This window comes from Mycobacterium attenuatum (genome assembly GCF_900566085.1).
In the GTDB taxonomy this organism is placed as follows: domain Bacteria; phylum Actinomycetota; class Actinomycetes; order Mycobacteriales; family Mycobacteriaceae; genus Mycobacterium; species Mycobacterium attenuatum.
Map to the genome: position 1 here is coordinate 1 of NZ_UPHT01000163.1, position 19,508 is coordinate 19,508.

General features: G+C 65.7%; 13 protein-coding genes and 4 pseudogenes. 10 read left to right on the forward strand and 7 right to left on the reverse strand.

Annotated elements, in window-relative coordinates; genetic code table 11:
* Window positions 1-1,068, forward strand: a pseudogene (locus EET13_RS30625) (PE family protein); the annotation flags it as partial.
* 114 nt (window positions 1,069-1,182) lie between these two features.
* Window positions 1,183-1,771, forward strand: a pseudogene (locus EET13_RS25830) (hypothetical protein); the annotation flags it as partial.
* 75 nt (window positions 1,772-1,846) lie between these two features.
* Here the strand turns inward: EET13_RS25830 and EET13_RS32990 are convergent.
* Window positions 1,847-1,982: pseudogene (locus tag EET13_RS32990) on the reverse strand (acyl-CoA dehydrogenase); the annotation flags it as partial.
* A gap of 515 nt (window positions 1,983-2,497) precedes the next feature.
* On the opposite strand from EET13_RS32990, the gene EET13_RS25840 reads away from it, so the two are divergent.
* Window positions 2,498-3,730: a PPE family protein gene (locus EET13_RS25840; protein ID WP_122444925.1), complete on the forward strand. Its 1,233-nt coding sequence runs from the start codon at window positions 2,498-2,500 to the stop codon at window positions 3,728-3,730.
* A 133-nt stretch (window positions 3,731-3,863) separates the two neighbouring features.
* Here the strand turns inward: EET13_RS25840 and ipdF are convergent, their stop codons facing one another.
* Window positions 3,864-4,652, reverse strand: coding sequence for a (5R,7aS)-5-hydroxy-7a-methyl-1-oxo-2,3,5,6,7,7a-hexahydro-1H-indene-carboxyl-CoA reductase (gene ipdF, locus EET13_RS25845; protein ID WP_122444926.1), 789 nt, complete (start codon window positions 4,650-4,652; stop codon window positions 3,864-3,866).
* Entirely contained in the window at window positions 4,649-5,806 is a 1,158-nt protein-coding gene (gene ipdE1, locus EET13_RS25850) for an acyl-CoA dehydrogenase IpdE1 (protein WP_122444927.1), read from the reverse strand. Before ipdE1 ends, ipdF begins: the two co-directional genes overlap by 4 nt.
* Window positions 5,807-5,886: 80 nt before the next feature.
* On the opposite strand from ipdE1, the gene fadD3 reads away from it, so the two are divergent.
* From fadD3 to EET13_RS25875, 5 genes are read left to right on the forward strand one after another with little or no spacing between them, the layout of a single operon-like run.
* Window positions 5,887-7,416: a 3-((3aS,4S,7aS)-7a-methyl-1,5-dioxo-octahydro-1H-inden-4-yl)propanoate--CoA ligase FadD3 gene (gene fadD3 / locus EET13_RS25855; RefSeq protein ID WP_122444928.1), complete on the forward strand. Its 1,530-nt coding sequence runs from the start codon at window positions 5,887-5,889 to the stop codon at window positions 7,414-7,416.
* The gene (locus tag EET13_RS25860) at window positions 7,417-8,550 is read left to right on the forward strand and encodes an acyl-CoA dehydrogenase family protein (protein WP_122444929.1); all 1,134 of its coding nucleotides are present in this window, start codon (window positions 7,417-7,419) and stop codon (window positions 8,548-8,550) included.
* Window positions 8,547-9,506: an acyl-CoA dehydrogenase family protein gene (locus tag EET13_RS25865; RefSeq protein ID WP_122444930.1), complete on the forward strand. Its 960-nt coding sequence runs from the start codon at window positions 8,547-8,549 to the stop codon at window positions 9,504-9,506. Before EET13_RS25860 ends, EET13_RS25865 begins: the two co-directional genes overlap by 4 nt.
* A gap of 51 nt (window positions 9,507-9,557) precedes the next feature.
* Window positions 9,558-10,508 carry an acyl-CoA dehydrogenase IpdE2 gene (gene ipdE2 / locus EET13_RS25870; protein ID WP_122444931.1) on the forward strand — a complete coding sequence of 317 codons (951 nt, stop codon included), beginning with the start codon at window positions 9,558-9,560 and terminating at the stop codon, window positions 10,506-10,508.
* Entirely contained in the window at window positions 10,505-11,671 is a 1,167-nt protein-coding gene (locus EET13_RS25875; RefSeq protein WP_122444932.1) for a pyridoxal phosphate-dependent aminotransferase, read from the forward strand. The genes ipdE2 and EET13_RS25875 overlap by 4 nt, the downstream gene beginning before the upstream one ends.
* Before the next feature lie 63 nt (window positions 11,672-11,734).
* Here the strand turns inward: EET13_RS25875 and EET13_RS25880 are convergent, their stop codons facing one another.
* Complete coding sequence (locus EET13_RS25880; RefSeq protein ID WP_122444933.1) at window positions 11,735-12,559, reverse strand: arylamine N-acetyltransferase family protein; 825 nt, start codon at window positions 12,557-12,559, stop codon at window positions 11,735-11,737.
* Window positions 12,560-12,647: 88 nt separating this feature from the next.
* Here EET13_RS25880 and EET13_RS25885 point away from each other — a divergent pair, with 88 nt between their 5' ends.
* A complete protein-coding gene (locus EET13_RS25885) occupies window positions 12,648-13,256 on the forward strand; it encodes a mycothiol-dependent nitroreductase Rv2466c family protein (protein WP_122444961.1) in 609 nt (202 codons plus the stop codon).
* A 420-nt stretch (window positions 13,257-13,676) separates the two neighbouring features.
* A pseudogene (locus EET13_RS25890) lies at window positions 13,677-16,889 on the forward strand (Kelch repeat-containing protein).
* A 155-nt stretch (window positions 16,890-17,044) separates the two neighbouring features.
* On the opposite strand, the gene EET13_RS25895 reads toward EET13_RS25890, so the two are convergent.
* The 3 genes from EET13_RS25895 to EET13_RS25905 all read right to left on the reverse strand — a co-directional run bounded on the left by EET13_RS25895 (window position 17,045) and on the right by EET13_RS25905 (window position 19,325).
* Window positions 17,045-17,668, reverse strand: a complete 624-nt coding sequence (locus tag EET13_RS25895; RefSeq protein WP_122444934.1) for a DUF2694 domain-containing protein — start codon at window positions 17,666-17,668, stop codon at window positions 17,045-17,047.
* Between the two features lie 82 nt (window positions 17,669-17,750).
* Window positions 17,751-18,068 (reverse strand): ESX-1 secretion-associated protein, encoded by a 318-nt coding sequence (locus EET13_RS25900; RefSeq protein WP_122444935.1) that lies wholly within the window; start codon window positions 18,066-18,068, stop codon window positions 17,751-17,753.
* Window positions 18,069-18,146: 78 nt separating this feature from the next.
* Window positions 18,147-19,325 carry an EspA/EspE family type VII secretion system effector gene (locus EET13_RS25905; protein ID WP_122444936.1) on the reverse strand — a complete coding sequence of 393 codons (1,179 nt, stop codon included), beginning with the start codon at window positions 19,323-19,325 and terminating at the stop codon, window positions 18,147-18,149.
* Between the last annotated feature and the right edge of the window lie 183 nt (window positions 19,326-19,508).

Here is a 19,508-nt window from a genome sequence, read left to right on the forward strand (position 1 = left end):
GGCAACGCGCTGATCCCCACTACCGCCGCCACTGCTACCGGCAAGGCCGTCGGCGGCGCCGGCGGAGCCGGCGGCACCGGCAACAACGCAGGCACCGGCGGCAGCGGCGGGGCCGGTGGGACCGCAACCAACTACGGAACCGGCAGCGCCACCGGCGGCGCCGGGGGCGTCGGCGGTGCTGGCTATAACGGCGGGGCCGGCGGCAACGGCGGCTCGGCCTACAACTACGGCACCGGCAACGCCAACGGCGGGACAGGGGCCAGAGGTGGCGTCGGTTCCGGCGGCAATGGCGGCAACGGAGGCAATGGCGGCGACGCGAATGTCGAGAACAGCGCCTCGACCGGTGGCGCCACTGCGGGCGCTGGCGGGGCCGGGGCTAACGGTGTCGCCGTCGGCGGCAACGGCGGCAACGGTGGCAACGCCTCCACCATCGGAACCGGAGAAATCCTTGCCGGCCGTGGCGGCAACGGAGGCAACGGCAACACCACCGACAGCACTGGGGCCGGTGGTAACGGCGGCAACGGCGGCAACGCGACAATCAACAACACCAACAACGCGCATGACGCCTATGCCGGAAAGGGCGGTAGCGGCGGCACCGGCTACAACGCAGCTCCTGGGCACAGTAACGGCGGCAACGGCGGCAACGCGACCATCAAAGCAGGTAACCACAGTGACGCCTTTGCCGGTGACGGCGGTGCCGGCGGCGCCGGCACCTTCAATGCCGGAAACGGCGGATCCGGTGGGGATGCGTTCAGCCATACCCGCGGCACGGCGTACGCCGGCGATGGAGGCGCCGGTGCCACCGGCGGTTACGGCGGCGGCGGCGGCAATGGTGGAGCCGCGCACTCCTATAACACCAACGGCGGAAGCGCCGAGGGCGGCAACGGCGGCGCCGGCGGCGACAGCCAGGCAACTTATGAAAGGGGTGGCTACGGCGGCAGCGGCGGCAACGCGTACGCCAAGAAAGTTCAAGATGCCACCGCCGGTATTGGCGGCAGAGGCGGGCAGGGCGGACCCGGGGGTGCCCCCGGGTTGCCCGGCCCGAACGGCACTACCGGGACAACGTAGCGAGTTGCCCAGCGGCGGCTAATTCTTGTGTGGGAAACCCCTGGCTCATGCAATCTTTCGGCGGCCACGGCGTTGAAATGACGACACGTCGTAACGCACCAAGCGTGTCACCTCAACCGCGGCGGCGGAAACACCCGTAACAACAGCTTCGGCGGTGGGAATACCGGCAACAACAACTTCGGATTCGGAAACCACGGCAACGGCAACTCGTGATCGGGCTCACCGGCAATAATCAGGTGGGCATCAATCTGCCGGGCCTACTGAACTCGGGCAGCGGCAACATCGGTATCGGGAACTCGGGCACCAACAACATCGGCTGCTTCAATTCCGGCAGCGGCAATTTCGGTGTCTTCAACACGGGGGCCAATACCTTGACGCTCTGGCATCCCAACGATTTTGGCTTCGGGAATTCCGGCAGTAACAACGCGGGGCTTGGCAACTCGTGGCAGTCAAACCCCGACTTTTGGGAACTCCGGATCCCAGAACACCGGTTTTCGGCAACGCGGGAGTCGATAACACAAGTAACTGCAATTCTGGCACCATCAATACAGACAATGGAAATTCCGGATACATCAGCACCGGTTGGTGGAATTCGGCTGACAGCAACACGGTCTTTGGGTCCACCATCGACACCGGCTTACCCGACTCGGGCTTCGACAACATGGGTGACGACGTGTCAGGCTTCTTCAATACCGCTAGGGGCGGCGGTTTTAACGGCTTTCCTCCGGCTTCTAGAACTCGGCGAGCGGCGGCTCTTTTGCTAGCTACTACGTCTCCGGAATTTGGGGTGCTGCTCGGATGTTTCGAACGCGATCACGTCGGCCCTAGCACCTCTTCACCGAAGTGATTGACCTTATCCGGCGCGTCGGCGCGGGCGTACTCCTCGTAGCAGGCCGCCGGTGCGCGGTCCAGATCCTGGTTCCGGCGGCGGATGGTGGCTCTAGGCCCGACGTTCTTCGGACGCCGCATGCGCACGCCCCGCCCACCCTTCAGCGCCGCGAATTCGCGTGTCTCCGCCACGACCAACGAATTATCCCCATGCGATCAAATCAGATTTATAGCTTCCAGCACGCGGGGACATAAGCCTTGATCAGTCGTCAGGGCGTTTGCTAGATCGACTTGCGCGAGCGTGGTGAGAGTTCCTGAAATCGCCGGTCGGCATGCGCCGCACGACGAGACGACGCGTCCCCCGCAGAGCATCGCACTGGTCAGCAGGGTCGTCTGAGCGCCGAATTCGCAGGTATTCCGGTCAAACAGGACGGTCCACCAGCCTCAGCTTCGCTCGACTGCGCATGCGCGCACACCGGGGTGCCTTGTCCCGGTCGTCCGTCGACAATGAGGTGTGAATTTTGGATGGAACATTTGCTCCACCCGGGGCGACGAGTAGCGTTTTGAATCACTGCTCGGCCGCGGTCACAGAGAGGCAATCATGACGAATTTTATGGTATTGCCGCCGGAGATCAATTCTCTGCGGATGTTTCTGGGTGCAGGTTCGCTGCCGATGGTCCAGACGGCACTGGCCTGGGATTCCTTGGCTGAAGAACTGGGGACTGCGGCGGCTTCGTTTTCGGCGGTGATTTCCGGGTTGGCGGATCAGGCGTGGCAAGGTGCAGCGTCGGCGACAATGGCCGCCGCCGCGGGGCCATATGCGGGTTGGTTGGGCGCCGCCTCGACACAAGCCCAGGCGGCCGCCGGACAGGCCCGGGCGGTGGCGGACATCTTCGAGGCAGCTCAGACAGCGACGGTGCATCCGGCAGCCGTGGCGGCTAATCGCAATACGCTCGTGGCGTTGGTCCGGTCGAACTTATTCGGGTTCAATGCACCCGCGATCGCGGCCGTTGAATCCTTGTACGACGAGATGTGGGCGACCGACGTGTCGGCGATGAGCGCCTATCACGCCGGCGCGTCAGCGGCGGCCACGGAATTAGCGCCGTGGCAGCAGGCGTTAGAGCAAATGCTAGCCGGCCTGCCCAATCTAGGTATTGGCAACAACGGCAGCAATAATTTCGGCACCGGCAATACCGGCAACCAGAACCTCGGTGCGGGTAATACCGGCTCCGGAAACATCGGCGCCGGAAACATCGGTGATAAGAACATCGGCTTGGGAAACAGCGGCGCCGGCAGCATCCTGACTCCCGGCAACCTTAACCTAGGCATCGGCAACAGTGGCAGCAACAACGTCGGCCTCGGCAACACCGGCAACGGAAACACCGGCGGTGGAAACACCGGCAACGGGAACGTAGGTGCCGGAAACACCGGCAATAACAACTTCGGGTTCGGGAACACCGGCAACAACAACATCGGGATAGGCCTGACCGGTGACAATCAAATCGGAATCAATTTTGCCGGTCTGAACTCCGGTAGCGGAAACATCGGACTGTTCAATTCGGGCACCGGAAACATCGGCTTCTTCAACTCGGGCCAGGGCAACATCGGCTTCTTCAACTCGAGCGTCGGTCCCGCTGGCCACCCGATCGGCAGCATCGGCTTCGGGAATTCCGGCGTCGGGGCCATCGGCGTCGGAAACTCCCGCATCCTTAATACCGGCCTTGGCAACGCTGGCACCCTCAACAACGGGATCGGAAACTCGGGCAGCGAGAACTACGGCTTCTTCAACTCCGGTGAGGGCAACGACGGCACGTTTGGGACGGACGGGCCGTGACCCCGGCAGCGCGGCTGTCACGTCCAGGTTGGCGCGCCGATCATGCAGTTCGACAGGATTGACGGCTTCGGCTCGGGTCTTTTCGTCAGAGCGCCGCGGGCCATTCGGCCTCAGCCGGCCATGACCCGTTGACTCACGGGTGCTGGTTGGACACCGAAATGACCTCGCCCGTAAGGTAACTGGAGTAGTCGCTGGCCAAGAACGCGATAGTGGCCGCCACTTCCCAGGGTTCGGCGGCGCGGCCGAATGCCTCCCGAGCAGAGAGTTCGTCCAGTAACTCGGCCGAGGTCGTCTTGTCCAGGAACTTGTGTCGGGCGATGCTTGGCGATACCGCGTTGATCCGCACGCCGTATTCTGCGGCTTCTATTGCACTGCAACGGGTTAACGCCATAACCCCGGCCTTGGCGGCGGCATAATGCGCCTGCGAGTGCTGTGCCCGCCAGCCCAGAACGCTCGCGTTGTTGACGATCACCCCGCCGTGCGACGCTTCCCGGAAATACCGCAACGCCGCCCGGGTGGCACGAAACACCGACGTCAAGGTCACGTCCAGGACGCGGTCCCACTCGTCGTCGGTCATGTCGGCCACCGGTTTCTGCCCACCCAATCCGGCGTTGTTCACCAGCACGTCGAGTCGGCCCAGGCGCGCGGTGGTCGAGTCGATCAGGGCGTCGACCTGGGCGCTCGAAGCCACGTCGCACAGCACGCTTTCGACCCGGCCCAGCCCCAGAGCGGACAGCTCGGCTGCCGTCTCCCCCAGCCGTCGTTCATGGTGGTCGGAGATCACCACGTCGGCGCCTTCGGCCAATGCGCGCCGCGCGGTGGCCGAACCGATGCCGGTACCCGCGGCCGCCGTCACGACCACTACCTTGCCGTCTAAAAGCCCATGCCCCGGAACTTCTTTCGGCGTGACCGACAGCGTCATCCCTTGACCTCTCGCGGCAGGCCGAGCACCCGCTCGGCGATGATATTGCGTTGTATCTCGTTGGAACCGCCATAGATGGTGTCGGCCCGGGTGAACAGATACAGCCGCTGCCATTCGTCGAATTCACCATCGGCCATGACCATCCCGGGCTTGCCGATCACGTCCATGGCCAGCTTCCCCAGATCACGATGCCAATTGGCCCACAACAACTTCGACACGTTGTCCTGACCCGGCTGCTCAGCGTTCGGCCCTTCCAAGGTCGCCAGCGCATAGCTGCGCATCGCCCGCAGCCCGGTCCACGCCCGCGTGAGGCGTTCCCGGATGAGCGGGTCGGCGGCGGCGCCGGTGCGCTGTGCGAATGCGACCAGATTGGAAAGCTCACGGGCATAGACGATTTGCTGCCCCAGGGTCGAGACGCCACGCTCAAAAGTTAGCGTCGCCATCGCAACCCGCCAGCCGTCGCCCGGCTGGCCGACCACCAGGTCGGCATCGGTGCGCGCGTCGTCGAAGAACACCTCGTTGAACTCCGCGGTGCCGGTGATCTGGACGATCGGCCGGATTTGCACCCCGGGCTGGTCCAGCGGCACCAGCAGATACGACAGGCCAGCATGGCGCTTGGAGCCTTTCTCGGTGCGCGCCACCACAAAACACCACTGCGACAGATGCGCCAGCGACGTCCACACCTTCTGGCCGTTGATCACCCATTGGTCGCCATCGAGCTCGGCGGTGGTCGAGAGGTTAGCCAGGTCACTGCCCGCACCCGGCTCCGAATAGCCTTGGCACCACAGCTCGGTGACGTCGAGGATGCGCGGCAGGAAGCGCTGCTGCTGCGTGGGTGTTCCGAAGGCGATCAGCGTCGGCCCCAGCAGCTCTTCACCGAAGTGATTGACCTTGTCCGGAGCGTCGGCGCGCGCGTACTCCTCGTAGAACGCCACCCGGTGCGCGGTCGAGAGCCCTCGCCCACCGTGTTCGACCGGCCAACCCAGGCAGGTCAGACCCGCGGCGGCCAGATGCTGATTCCAGGCCCGGCGTTCTTCGAACGCCTCATGCTCACGCCCCGGCCCACCCAGCCCCTTCAGCGCAGCGAATTCGCCGACCAGGTTGTCGGCGAGCCAACCCCGGACCTCGGCCCGGAACTCCTCGACGTCCTGCATGACCTGTAGGCTAACCTACCAAGCACTTGCTTTGTTAGGCCGGCGGCGATGCGCGCCGTGCGCCGCTTAGAGGAGCATTCATGACGAGGGATCCCGGCACCGTGCCCGCGGCGCTGGATCGCCTTGCGAGCATGTTCGCCGACCACCCTGTCTTGATCACCGACGAGCGCAGCTTCACAGCCGCCGCCCTGCGCGACGAGGTGCACCGGGCCGCGGCGGCGCTGATTGCGCTGGGCGTCGAGCCCGGCGACCGGGTGGCCATCTGGTCGCCGAACACCTGGCACTGGGTCGTGGCCTGTCTGGCGATCCATCACGCCGGAGCGGCCATGGTGCCGTTGAACACCCGCTACACCGCCGAGGAAGCCGCCGACATCCTCGCCCGGACTCAGGCGCCGGTGCTGTTCGCCATGGGCCGGTTCCTGGGCACCGACCGGGTAGCCGGCCTCGACTCTCATGCCCTGCCCGCGCTGCGGCACGTCGTGCGGGTGCAGATCGATGCCGACGATCCGGTCCAGGGCGCCTGGGACGAATTCGTGGCAGGCGGCACCGACCTCGACGCCGTCCCGGCACGCTCCGAGGCCGTACAACCCGACGACGTCAGCGACATCCTGTTCACCTCCGGCACCACCGGCCGCAGCAAAGGGGTGCTGTGCGCGCACCGGCAATCCTTGTCGGCGTCGGCGTCGTGGGCAGCCAACGGCAAGATCACCAGCGACGACCGCTACCTGTGCATCAACCCGTTCTTCCACAACTTCGGCTACAAGGCCGGCATCCTGGCCTGCCTGCAGACCGGCGCCACGCTGATCCCGCACCTGACCTTCGACCCGCTGCGCGCGCTGCAGGCGATCGAGCAACACCGCATCACCGTGCTGCCCGGCCCGCCGACCATCTACCAGACCCTGCTGGACCACCCGGCGCGGCGCGACTACGACCTGAGCTCACTGCGGTTCGCGGTGACCGGAGCGGCCACCGTGCCGGTGGTGCTGGTGGAACGCATGCAGTCCGAACTCGACATCGACATCGTGCTGACCGCCTACGGCCTGACCGAGGCCAACGGCATGGGCACGATGTGCCGCCCCGACGACGACGCGGTCACGGTGGCCACCACCTGCGGGCGCCCCTTTGCCGGCTTCGATTTGCGCATCGACACCGGTGGGGAGGTCCTGCTGCGCGGACCCAACGTGATGCTGGGTTACCTCGATGACCCGCAGGCGACCGCCGTCGCCATCGACGCCGACGGCTGGCTGCACACCGGCGACATCGGCGCCGTCGACGCGGCCGGCAACCTGCGCATCACCGACCGGCTCAAGGACATGTACATCTGCGGCGGATTCAACGTCTACCCCGCCGAGGTCGAGCAGGTACTGGCCCGGCTGGACGGGGTGGCCGATGTGGCGGTCATCGGTGTTCCCGACCAGCGCCTCGGCGAGGTCGGCCGCGCGTTCGTGGTTCCCCGGCCCGGGACTTCACTCGACGAGGAATCGGTGATCGACTACACCCGCGAGCATTTGGCGAACTTCAAGGCACCCCGATCAGTGCGGTTCGTCGAGGCGCTACCCCGCAACGCCGGCGGTAAGGTGGTCAAATCACAACTGCGAGAGTTGGTTTGAATGGACCTAGCGTTCGATGAGGAAACCCTGGCCTTCCAGGCCGAGGTACGGGAGTTCCTTTCCGCCCACGCTGACGCGATCCCGACCAAGTCCTACGACAATGCGCAAGGCTTTGCCCAGCATCGCGTTTGGGATCGGATACTGTTCGATGCGGGCCTATCGGTGATCACCTGGCCGAAGAAGTACGGCGGCCGCGATGCGCCGCTGCTGCATTGGGTGGTTTTCGAGGAGGAGTACTTCCGCGCCGGAGCGCCGGGCCGGGCCAGCGCCAATGGCACCTCCATGCTGGCACCCACATTGTTCGCGCACGGCACTTCCGAACAGCTGGACCGGATTCTGCCGAAAATGGCCAGCGGTGAGCAAATTTGGGCTCAAGCCTGGTCGGAGCCCGAGTCCGGCAGCGATCTGGCGTCACTGCGGTCCACCGCCACCAGGACCGACCGGGGTTGGTTGCTCAACGGGCAGAAGATCTGGAGCTCACGAGCACCCTTTGCCGACATGGGCTTTGGACTCTTCCGGTCCGACCCGTCGGCCGAACGACATCAGGGCCTCACCTATTTCATGTTCGACTTGACGGCACCGGGCATCACGGTGCGGCCGATCGTGCAGTTGGGCGGTGACACCGGCTTCGGTGAAATCTTTCTCGATGACGTCTTCGTGCCCGACCAGGACGTCATCGGCACACCGAACGACGGTTGGCGTGCGGCCATGAGCACGTCGAGCAACGAGCGTGGCATGTCACTGCGCAGCCCAGGCCGCTTCCTTGCGGTGGCGGAGCGCCTGGTGCAACTGTGGAAAGGCAAGGGCTCCCCACCGGAATTCGCCGATCGGGTCGCCGACGGCTGGATCAAGGCGCAGGCCTATCGGCTGCAGACCTTCGGCACGGTGACCAGGCTGGCGGCGGGCGGCGAGCTCGGCGCCGAATCGTCGGTGACGAAGGTGTTCTGGTCGGACCTCGACGTCGAACTACACCAAACCGCGCTGGACATGCTGGCGGCCGACGGCGAGCTGGCCGGCCGGTGGACCGAAGGGCTGCTGTTCGCCCTGGGAGGTCCGATCTATGCGGGCACCAACGAGATCCAGCGCAACATCATTTCCGAACGGCTGCTGGGCCTGCCGCGAGAGAAGAAGTGACCGTGGACTTTGCGCTCGACCAACAACAACGCGATTTCGCCGCCAGCATCGACGCGGCGCTGGGCGCAGCGGATCTGCCCGGCGCGGTGCGTGCCTGGTCGGCGGGTGACACGGCGCCCGGCCGCAAGGTGTGGCAGCAGCTGGCCAACCTCGGTGTTTCCGCGCTCAACGTGCCGGAGCAGTTCGACGGCCTGGGCGCCGGTCCGGTAGACCTGGTGGTCGCGCTGGAACGGCTCGGCCGCTGGTGCGTGCCCGGCCCCGTCGCTGAATCCATTGCCGTCGCACCGGTTTTGCTGGCCAATGACGATCAGGCCGATCGGTGCGCCGGGCTGGCCTCCGGCGAGTTGATCGCCACCGTCGCGCTGCCGCCCCAGGTGCCGCGGGCGGCCGACGCCGACGCCGCCGGGCTGGTGCTACTGGTGGGTCAGGCCGATGTCGGCGAAGGCAAGCCGGTCCAGCGCCACGAGTCCGTCGACCCCAGCCGCCGCCTTTACGACGTGACGCCAGCTGGCGAGCCGTGGCAGGCCTCGAAGTCAATCGTGCAGCGCGCCTACGAGTTCGGTGTATTGGCCACGGCGGCGCAACTGGTTGGTGCCGCCGAAGCCCTGCTGACCGCCGCCGTTGACTATGCCAAGCAGCGGACGCAGTTCGGCCGGGTCATCGGCTCGTATCAGGCGATCAAGCACAAACTCGCCGACGTCCACATCGCGATCGAGCTCGCTCGTCCGCTGGTGTACGGCGCGGCCTTGTCGCTGCAGCCTCGTGACGTCAGCGCCGCCAAAGTTGCGGCCGGCGAGGCGGGTCTGCTGGCGGCCCGCTCCGCGTTACAAACCCATGGCGCAATCGGATTCACCCAGGAACACGACCTGTCGCTGGGGCTGTTGAGGGTGCAGGCCCTGCGCTGCGCCTGGGGTACGCCGCAACAGCATCGACGCCGAGTGCTGGAGGCGTTATGACCCGCGCCGGCGACGACTTAAAGCGCAGCGATGCGGGGGAGATCGACGCTCATGACTGACGAACGGGAGTTGCTGCGCGATACCGTCGCGGCTTTGGTAGCCAAGCATGCCGGCCCCGCGGCGGTACGTGCCGCCATGGAGTCCGATCGCGGCTACGACGAGTCCCTGTGGCGGCTGTTGTGCGACCAGGTCGGCGCCGCCGCACTGGTGATCCCCGAGGAGCTTGGCGGGGCCGGTGGTGAATTGGCCGACGCAGCAACGGTTTTGCAGGAATTGGGCCGGGCGCTGGTGCCCTCCCCATTGCTGGGCACCATCCTGGCGGAGCTGGCCCTGCTGGCCGCACCGGAGCCGGATGCCGAAACGCTCGCACGGCTGGCCGAGGGCGTCACGATCGGGGCGTTGGTACTCGACCCGGACTACGTAATCAACGGTGACGTCGCCGACGTCGTCATCGCCGCGAACGAGGGCCAACTGAGTAGGTGGACTCGCTTCACGGCGCGGCCCCTCGCCACCATGGATCCCACCCGCCGGCTGACCCGCATGCAGCCGCAGGACACCGAGGCGATCGGCACCGACCCGGGTCTGGCCCACCTCGCGGCAATCCTGCTGGCCGCCGAGCAGACCGGCGCCGCCGAACGCTGCTTGGAGCTGACCGTCGAATACACCAAGAGCCGAGTGCAATTCGGTCGCCCCATCGGCAGCTTTCAGGCACTCAAGCATCGGATGGCCGATCTGTACGTGACCGTCGCCACGGCGCGGGCCGTCGTCGCCGAAGCCTGCAACGACGCCACGCCTACCAACGCCGCCACCGCGCGGCTGGCCGCCTGCGAAGCCCTCAGCGCAGTGGCCGCCGAGGGCATCCAATTGCACGGTGGCATCGCAATCACCTGGGAACATGACATGCATCTGTATTTCAAACGGGCACATGGCAGCGCGCACCTGCTGGACACGCCGCCAGACCTGCTGCGGCAACTCGAGTCCGAGGCGCTTCCCACACCATGACCCATCGTGTCGCACTGCGCGCGGGCATTCCGCCGTTCCATGTGATGGATGTCTGGCTGGCGGCTGCCGAGCGTCAGCGCACCCACGGCGACCTGGTCAACCTCTCGGCCGGTCAGCCCAGCGCCGGGGCTCCGGAACCGGTACGGGCCGCCGCGGCCGCGACGCTGCATCTCAACCAGCTGGGTTATACCGTGGCCCTTGGCCTTCCAGAACTACGCACCGCAATCGCGGCCGACTACGAGCGTCGGTACGGCATCCCCGTCGGCCCCGATGCGGTGGTGGTCACCACCGGTTCCTCGGGCGGCTTCCTGCTGACCTTTTTGGCATGCTTCGACGTCGGCGACCGGGTCGCGATGGCCAGCCCCGGCTATCCGTGTTACCGGAACATCTTGTCGGCGTTGGGATGTGAGGTGGTGGAGATACCGTGCGGGCCGGCGACGCGGTTTCAGCCCACCGTGCAGATGCTCGCCGAACTCGACCCGCCGGTGCGGGGGCTGGTCGTAGCCAGCCCGGCCAATCCCACCGGGACGGTCATTCCACCCGAGGAGCTGGCGGCGATCACGTCGTGGTGCGACGCGTCCGGGGTCCGGCTGATCAGCGACGAGGTCTATCACGGCCTGGTCTATCAGGGAGCACCGCTGACCAGCTGCGCTTGGCAGACCTCACGGAATGCGGTCGTGGTCAATAGCTTTTCCAAGTACTACGCGATGACGGGCTGGCGACTCGGCTGGCTGTTGGTGCCGGCGGAGCTGCGCCGGGCCGTCGACTGCCTCACCGGCAACTTCACCATCTGCCCGCCGGTGCTGTCGCAGATTGCCGCGGTATCGGCGTTCACGCCCGAGGCGATTGCTGAGGCCGACGGCAATCTGCGGCACTATGCGCTCAACCGCTCGATACTGCTCGACGGCCTGCGGCGCATCGGTATCGACCGGCTGGCTCCCGCCGACGGCGCGTTCTACGTCTACGCCGATGTTTCGGGCTTCACCGCTGACTCGTTGGCTTTCTGCTCGAGGTTGCTGGCAGACACCGGTGTGGCGATCGCGCCGGGAGTCGACTTCGACACATGGTCGGGCGACTCGTTCGTCCGGATGTCGTTCGCCGGACCGACCGGCGACATCGAAGAAGCGTTGCGCCGTATGGGTTCCTGGCTGCCGAGCCGCTGATCCACGAGATCGATGTATTGCAGACAAAGTGCGACCTGCAAAACGTCGACCTCGGTGAAGCCGCTACGCGATCGCCTGGTCGATACGCGCCTCGAGCACGCCACGTTCCAGTTCTGCAAGGTTGATCCCGAACCGTGAACTCAGCGCATCGACAACCGCGGCCGCGTCGTTGAACACGATTTTCTCGGTCCCACCGCGGTGATGAATGGCCAGGGTCCGGCCCGTCAAGTTCCATCGCGCGTCATCGGTCACTAGGGCAGCCATCAAGCCGGTGACGAAGTGCGACGACGGATGCGTCGAGACGAACCAACTGCCCACCTTCAAGTCGATCTGCGGCCGGCCGACCGTGCTGAACTCGTAGAGCGGCTGCCAGTCGTCGCGAACCAATGCCTGCAGCACCAGGCCGTCACCGCGGTCATCGAGCCGATACGGTTCGTGCGTCGTTTGCTGGATGCTCCGGGTCTCGAGCCGCAGCGGCGACGGCGGCGTCTGGCCGCCGAATCCGACGTCGACCAGATACGAACCGTGCGAGCCGGGGAAAGTCACTGCGAGCGCGGTATGGGTCTGCGCCGGCGGCGGGGCACCCGGTGGCGCCATCCACACCACTCGGCCGGCCAGCCGCCGCAGCCGAAACCCGAGCTCGGCCAGCACGTCGGCCATCAGCCCGTTGTGCTCATAGCAATAGCCGCCGCGGCGGCGGTGAACGAGCTTGTCCATGAGCGCTTCTGGACTCAGGTCGTCGACCGGCACCCCCATCAGCGGATCGAGGTTCTCGAACGGAATTGCCCTGATGTGGGCGCTCACCAGCTCCCGCAACACCGGCAAGGTGGGTTCGGCGGGGCCGCGGTAGCCGATGCGTTCGAAGTACGCGTTGAGATCCAGCGCCATAGGGGCTATCTTGCTGGCTCGCGCACCACTTTCGACAGCCTATACCCGAGGGGGTATCATGGCAGGAAAGCTGCAGAAGGAGGAGCAAGTGGCTGACGTCGAGCTGTACATCGACCCGGTATGCCCATTCGCGTGGGCCGCTTCCCGATGGCTGCTCGATGCCGCGCGCAAGACGGATACCCCGGTCACGCTGCGGCAGATGAGCCTGGCCGTGCTGAACGAGGGCAACGACCTCAATCCGAAACAGCAGCAGATGATGGCTCGGTCACGACGGCTGGGACGGCTGTTCGCCGCCGTCGGCGTCGGGCATGGAGCGGACGCCTTCGCACGGCTTTACGACGCGGTCGGTACGCGTATCCATGTGCGCGGGGAAGAGATGTCCGCCGACGAGGTTCGTCAATCCCTGGCCGAATGCGGGCTTGACGAGTCACTGTCGGAATCGCTGGACGACGCCACGCTCGACGAGGCGGCACGGCAGGCCCATCAAGCCAGCCAGGATGTGCTGGGCGGCTCGGCTGGCAGCCCGATCATCGCGGTCGACGGACGCGGGTTTTTCGGACCCGTACTGACTGGGCTACCCGGCAGCGACGACGGCGTCCGCCTGCTCGAGGCCATCCTCACCGCCGCGGCGACGCCCGAATTCGCCGTGCTGCAACGGCCTTACCACGGGCCGCCCACCCTCGAAGAGGCTCGCTGAATGTGTCACGCCGTCGGGTGCCGAACCTGCGGGAAAGTGACCTGGGCCGGATGCGGCGCGCACGTGGACCAGGTGCGGGCGCTGGTCCCCGAAGAGCAGTGGTGTGCCGGCCACCCGAGGGAGTCGCTCAGACGGTTGTGGCATCCGCGGCGGACCTGGCAGTCGCAATAATCCGGCACTGATCGCGAGCTGGGTGCCGACCCCGCGCGTCGCGCCCCGCGCGCAATCGCAGCCAACAAATCCCCGGCGCACCTTGGATTGTCGCGCCGAGGCAGCCAATCAGGTTACTGGTCGAAGAGCGAACCCTGCGGTCCGGCCGACCGGTTTCGGCAACGATTGCCGCCGAACAGTATGCCCGTGAGTTCATATTCGCTACGCTTGACTCGCGACTCTCACGGCATGGAGGTAGAGCGCCAAGAAATGGCTGACGCACCGGGGGCTGCCGGCTCGGCACCCGCACAGAGCGGGATCGCTGCGGAGTTGGCCTCCGCCGGTTTCGAAAACGCGCGCCAGGTGGCTCGTGGCGGCGCGGGGGTGGTGTACCGCTGTCGCGAGACGGCGCTGGGACGACATGTCGCGGTCAAAGTCCTGCCATCACATTTCGACGACGACAGCAGGGAACGCTTCCTACGCGAGGGCTATGCGATGGGCGGGCTCTCGGGGCATCCGAACATCGTCAACATCCTGCGGGTCGGCATCACCGAGAGCGGGCGGCCCTACATCGTGATGCCCTACTACGCGGCGGATTCGCTGGCGGTACGGTTGCGCCGCGAAGGGCCGATCCCCTGGCCGGAGGCCTTGGAGATCGGCGTGAAATTGTGCGGGGCGCTGGAAACCGCGCACCGGGCCGGCACCTTGCACCGCGATATCAAGCCGGCGAATGTGCTGGTCAACGACTACGGCGAGCCGCAGTTGACCGATTTTGGGATCGCCCATATCGAGGGCGGGTTTGAAACGGCGGTCGGGTTCTTCTCCGGCACGATCGACTACACCGCACCCGAGGTGATGACGGGTAATTCGGCGACGGTCGTCGCCGACGTTTATTCGCTGGGCGCCACGCTTTACGCGCTGATCGCGGGCAGTGCCGCACATGAGCGCAAGAGGGGCGAAGACCTGGTCGCGCAATACCTGCGGATCAGTTCGACCGGCGTTCCGGACCTGCGTCCGGACGGTATCCCGGACGCGGTGTGCTCGGCGATCGAGAAGGCGATGTCCATCGACCCGGCCGAACGGCCCGCGTCCGCCGCGGAACTGGGCCGTGAGCTGCAGGCGGCGCAGCGCCGCAATGGCTTGAAACCCGCTTCCATGGCGATCACCAACATGCGGGCACGCACGGCAGACACCTGCGCCGATGCCCCCGAAACACCTCCGGTATCGCCGGTGATAGTGACCCCGGAAGGTCAGGTGCCGCTGCGCACGTCCTCGACCGTTCCCCTCAAGGGCCCGCAACCCGCTGCTCAGGCCAGCGGCGCCGCTGCCATCAAGCCGCGGGAAGCCGCGGGCCCGGAGCCGTCGGCGCAGCCCGCTGATCCCCGGGAAGCACCGAGAACGGACACCGCATTTCAGGCCGGACACCTGGGTGACACCCAGGCACAGCTTCGGGCGTCCTCGCCCACCGGCGAGCGGGCCAAGGAGCCCGAGGAACCCGAGGCGCTGACCGGCACGCCAGCAGCGATCGAGCCACCGAGTGTCTCTGGACCCCCGCCGGGTCCAGACGTGCCGCCGCCACGGGGACCGGTCGCGTCGTGGTTCGGCGATCCGCACCAGAAGCGCAACCGAATCCTGTTGACCGCCGCGGCAGCTGTGGTGGTGCTGCTAGCGGCCGGCGCCGTCTTCCTCGCCCTCTCACGCGACAACAGCGCCCACCCGACGGCCTCGCAACCGAGCACCCAGGCGCCGCTTCAGTGGAAGCCGATCACCAATGCGCGTGTCGCTCGCGACGCGGCGGCGACCACCCAAGTCGACGGCACGATCTGGATCTTCGGCGGGGTCCGGGCCGACGGCACCGTCACCGGTCTGCATGAGGGTTACGACCCGCTGATCGACAGCTGGAAGGGCGGCGACGACTTGCCGGTTCCCGTTCAGCGCGCGATGGCGGTGACCTGGCAGGGAAACCCCATCGTGCTGGGCGGCTGGCGCACCGAGGGCACCAAAAAGGTTGCTACCGACCAGGTTTGGCGGGTAGTTAACAGCCGCTGGGTGGAGCTGCCGCATCTGTTGCAACCGCGGGCGGCCGCGGCCGCGGCGGTGGTGGGTGACCGCATCGTCGTCACCGGCGGGGTAGATGCCAACGGCGCACTGTTGAACACGACCGAGGTCTTCGACGGCAATTCGTGGACCCTCGGCGCCCCGATACCGACGCAGCGGCAGCTGCTGGCCGCGGCCTCGGACGGAAAGCTGGTGTACGCCGTGGGCGGGAACGACACGAAGTCCGATCTGGCGACGGTGGAGGCATACGATCCGGCCGCGAAAACCTGGACCACGGTGGCCGATCTCGCCCAACCACGCAGTGACCTCAGCGTCGCGATCACCGACGGACGACTGGTGGCGGTCGGCGGGATGTCGGCGGGACAAGTCCTCAAGAGCGTGGCCGTGCTCGATCTGATGACCAGAACATAGGCCGGTTTGCCCGACATGGAGACCGCACGGCACGGAATGGCGGTCGACGCGGTCGAGAAGGCGGTGTACGCGATCGGCGGTTCGACCGGTGCCGGCGACGACCAGGCGACCTCGTCGGCCGAAATGTTGAAGCTGCCGGCACGCAAGATCCAGCCGGCGGCACAGTGGCGGACGCTGCCCGACGCCCCGACGGCCAGGCTGATGATGGCCTGGACCGTGCTCGACAACAAGATCTGGATCATGGGTGGCGTGCGGGAGGGGGTTGGCCTCACGACCGTCGAGAGCTACGAACCGCGCACCGGAGCCTGGCAGCCCGGGCCGCCACTGCCCATCCCCTTGCACCACGCGGTGGCGGCAACTTACCGGGGCGAGGTGGTGGTTCTCGGTGGTGCGAGCGAGAACCTCGCGGACGCCTCCAAGAAGGTGTTCGCGCTGCGCGGCAACAGCTGGGTGGAGTTGCCCAGTCTTTCCCATCCCCGGGCGGCAGCGGCAGCGGCGGTGGTTGGTGACAAGCTGATCGTCGTCGGCGGGCAAAGCGCCAAGCAGCTCGTCCCGCAGACCGAGATTTTCGACGGCAGTTCGTGGCGGGACGCGCCGGATTTGCCAACGCCCCGCGAACATTTGGCTGCGGTGTCGGACGGCACCTACGTTTATGCGATTGGCGGGCGGTTCCTGTCGGCCGACAAGAACTCCGCAGCGTTCGAACGGCTCGACCCGCAATCGGGGAAATGGACGAAGTTGGTGGGCATGCCGACGCCGCGGGGAAGTTACGGCGCCACGTTCATCGACGGGCGAATCGTGGTGGCCGGCGGCGAGGAGCCAACGCGGGTGCTTGGTGTGGTCGAGATGTATGACATCGCGGACGGAAAGTGGAGCACGCTGCCCGCGCTGCCGACGCCACGGCACGCCGAGGTGGTCGCGACCGTGGGCAATACCGTGTACTGCCTTGGCGGCGCTAACCGGCCCACCCATGAAGGCCCGATCTCCACGGTCGAGGCCCTCGACTTCATGTAGCGCCGGCGCTTCACCCCACCAGCCGCGCAGCCCGCGAACGCTCACAGCCCGAAATCCGTTGCATGCCACTGCAAGATAGGTAAACTCGGTGCCGCCCAACCTGAGGCCCGCGCGAGCGATGCGAATGCGGCACGTAACGATCAGCCCCAAGGCTCTCAGCAGCGCGCGTACCGGACCGAAAGCACCTTCGCTTCGGCTGCTGCGGCCTCGTCCGGCGTCGCAACGCTCATGGCCTTGGTCACGAATTCCACCAGGGCAGAACGACTTTCCGGGTCTTGGAGCGGCGTTTCAGCCAACGTGTCGAGCAGTAGCGTGTATTGGGCCGACCGCGCCCGTTGCCGGGCGAGGTTCGCGATGACCAATATCTCGTCGGCGAGTTCTTGCTCCCCCATGCTTGTCGCCCCCGCGGACAGATTGACCCGCTGGATTCTGCCGCCCAGGTCTGCCGACACCGACACGCACCCTTGCGGATTGGCCACCGTGACGACGCCGGACCCATGCTCGTCCGTCGTTTCGGCCAAGCCAGGAAAGCCCCCCGGCTCGGCGCCGGCAGCCTCAGCCTCGACCGGCACGGTATGGTCGCCGCCCGTCAAAACACGGTTTCTCGGGCGGCCGTACAAATCCAGAGTGGACAAACCATCGACACAGCCATCGGTGGGCGGCCAGTCCACCAGGGCGTCGGTCCGGCAGCTAGTGGGCTCTTGACGCCTCGGGCGCCCGTAGATATCGAGTGTGACCAGATCATCGAGGTAATCGTCGGTGCTGGGCCAGTCCATCATCACGTCCTCATCATTTGGTAGGGATGGCTAGTGGCGAGGTTGACAACGCCCTTGCCCACTGCGGCAATCGAATTGAACGTGCTCAACTGGAAAACTTGACCTTCTCGACAAGCTTCGCCAGGACATCGTCAGCCTCGCTGTAGGCCTTGGCTGCGACGCGCAGATTGGAGGCGACCTCGCTGGCAAGCGTGTACAGGCCGGTGCCCACGGAGTTGCGAATGGTGACCAGCGCCGTCAGCGTGGTGCTGAACTTCGACGTATACGAACCGTGGGTGGTCTCAACATCTTCGCCGATGCCCGCGACCGCTTCCGTCGCGGACTGGACATACGTCGCCGCCTGGTCTTGCGTGCTGGCGAGCACACCAAGAAATTCCGGGTTGACGGCTAAGGAATCGGACACGGCGTATTCTCCTCACGCTGAATGTTGTTGTCTTCGAAAGCTTCCCGACTTCCGAGCCTGACGTTGGCGGCGATAGCATCACAGGCTGCGCTGCTGAGCAGATCCGGAGCCGGCCGCATTGACAGGTGCGCGTTCCGCACCGGCCGCGCCCGCGGCCGCACCTTTTTGGCCCTCGGCATCCTTCGTGGAGCGGCGCACCAGTCCCGGAGGCATCGCGGCTTGCGGGCTCTGTGCCGCTTCCCCGGCCGGTGAGCTCAACGCGCCCAGCTGACCAGTGGTCTGGCCGGATGTGGGCAAACCGGTAAAGCCGGCAAACCGAGTCAGTATTCCGGGCGAAAAAGCCGAGCCCGACGACGCGGTCAAGTCGGACAACCCGACCGAACCCGACAACGTGCTCGAGCCGGGCAACAAGGTCAGGTCGGACAACCCGGTCGAGCCGGACAACGAGGTCAAGCCCGACACCGACATCAAGGACGACAAGGACGACAAGGACGACAAGGACGACAAATCCGACAGCGACGAGAAGTCCGACAAGGACAAGTCGGACAGAGACAAGTTGGATAGTTCCGACTTCAACGCCGAGACAACCTCGCTGACCTCGGTTTTCACGTCGGATACAAGTTGGCTGACCTCCGATTCCACATCGGAGACCACATCGGAGATTTCTGACTCCACGCCGGAAAGCAAGGCTTCCAACAGCGCAGTCAAGTCTTCGGTGAAATCGCTCGGCAGTTGCGCCAGCAGCTCGACTATTTCTTCGATACGCTCGACGAGTTTTTCGGCATTTTCAAACGTGGTGAGCAGTAATTCCAATAATGCGATACCAACGGCAGTCACCGCGACGGCGGACACTGCAGCCTGGAACACGTAGGAATCGGGTATGGTGACAATGGCGTCGTAAAGCGCCTTGGCATAGGGCTTGCAGTCCTCGAGAAAATTGATCCACTTCTTGAGGGTGCTGCGCGCCTTTTCAACCGCCGCGGCCTGGTCCGACACGAGTGTTCCGGTAATGTAGTCGACGTCGGCCATAATCTGCTCGGCGTCCTGGAGAGTTTTGCTCTTCTCCGAATACTTTTCCGCCGCGGCGCCAACCCAGTTGTCGCTCAAAACGGCCGACGCTTGCGTTTCGATGGCCTCGCGGAACGTCGAGGAACTGGTGTCGAATACTTCTCCGGTGACCGGGGTTCCGACACCAAGCGTCGCATACAGGGTCTCGATAAAACTTATCGTGGAATTGAGGATGATGAGTGCACCCATGCTATTTCCTCACACGCCTTGATTCAACGGGGTGATCCCACCGGGAGAGCATGACGGCGGGGGCGTCGTTGCGCCCGCCTGCGCGGACTGCTCACGCCGGGAAAACTTCTTGAGGCTTCGGGCCGGGCCGCCGTTGGCCCCCGACTGCAATGGACGCATGCGCAACACTCCGTAACACTGTAG

Excerpts from the sequence above, each read along its gene's own strand:
- EET13_RS25840 (WP_122444925.1), top strand. The coding sequence starts at position 2,498 with ATGACGAATTTTATGGTATTGCCGCCGGAGATCAATTCTCTGCGGATG.
- ipdF (WP_122444926.1), bottom strand. The coding sequence starts at position 4,652 with ATGACGCTGTCGGTCACGCCGAAAGAAGTTCCGGGGCATGGGCTTTTA.
- ipdE1 (WP_122444927.1), bottom strand. The coding sequence starts at position 5,806 with ATGCAGGACGTCGAGGAGTTCCGGGCCGAGGTCCGGGGTTGGCTCGCC.
- fadD3 (WP_122444928.1), top strand. The coding sequence starts at position 5,887 with ATGACGAGGGATCCCGGCACCGTGCCCGCGGCGCTGGATCGCCTTGCG.
- EET13_RS25860 (WP_122444929.1), top strand. The coding sequence starts at position 7,417 with ATGGACCTAGCGTTCGATGAGGAAACCCTGGCCTTCCAGGCCGAGGTA.
- ipdE2 (WP_122444931.1), top strand. The coding sequence starts at position 9,558 with ATGACTGACGAACGGGAGTTGCTGCGCGATACCGTCGCGGCTTTGGTA.
- EET13_RS25875 (WP_122444932.1), top strand. The coding sequence starts at position 10,505 with ATGACCCATCGTGTCGCACTGCGCGCGGGCATTCCGCCGTTCCATGTG.
- EET13_RS25880 (WP_122444933.1), bottom strand. The coding sequence starts at position 12,559 with ATGGCGCTGGATCTCAACGCGTACTTCGAACGCATCGGCTACCGCGGC.
- EET13_RS25895 (WP_122444934.1), bottom strand. The coding sequence starts at position 17,668 with ATGATGGACTGGCCCAGCACCGACGATTACCTCGATGATCTGGTCACA.
- EET13_RS25905 (WP_122444936.1), bottom strand. The coding sequence starts at position 19,325 with ATGGGTGCACTCATCATCCTCAATTCCACGATAAGTTTTATCGAGACC.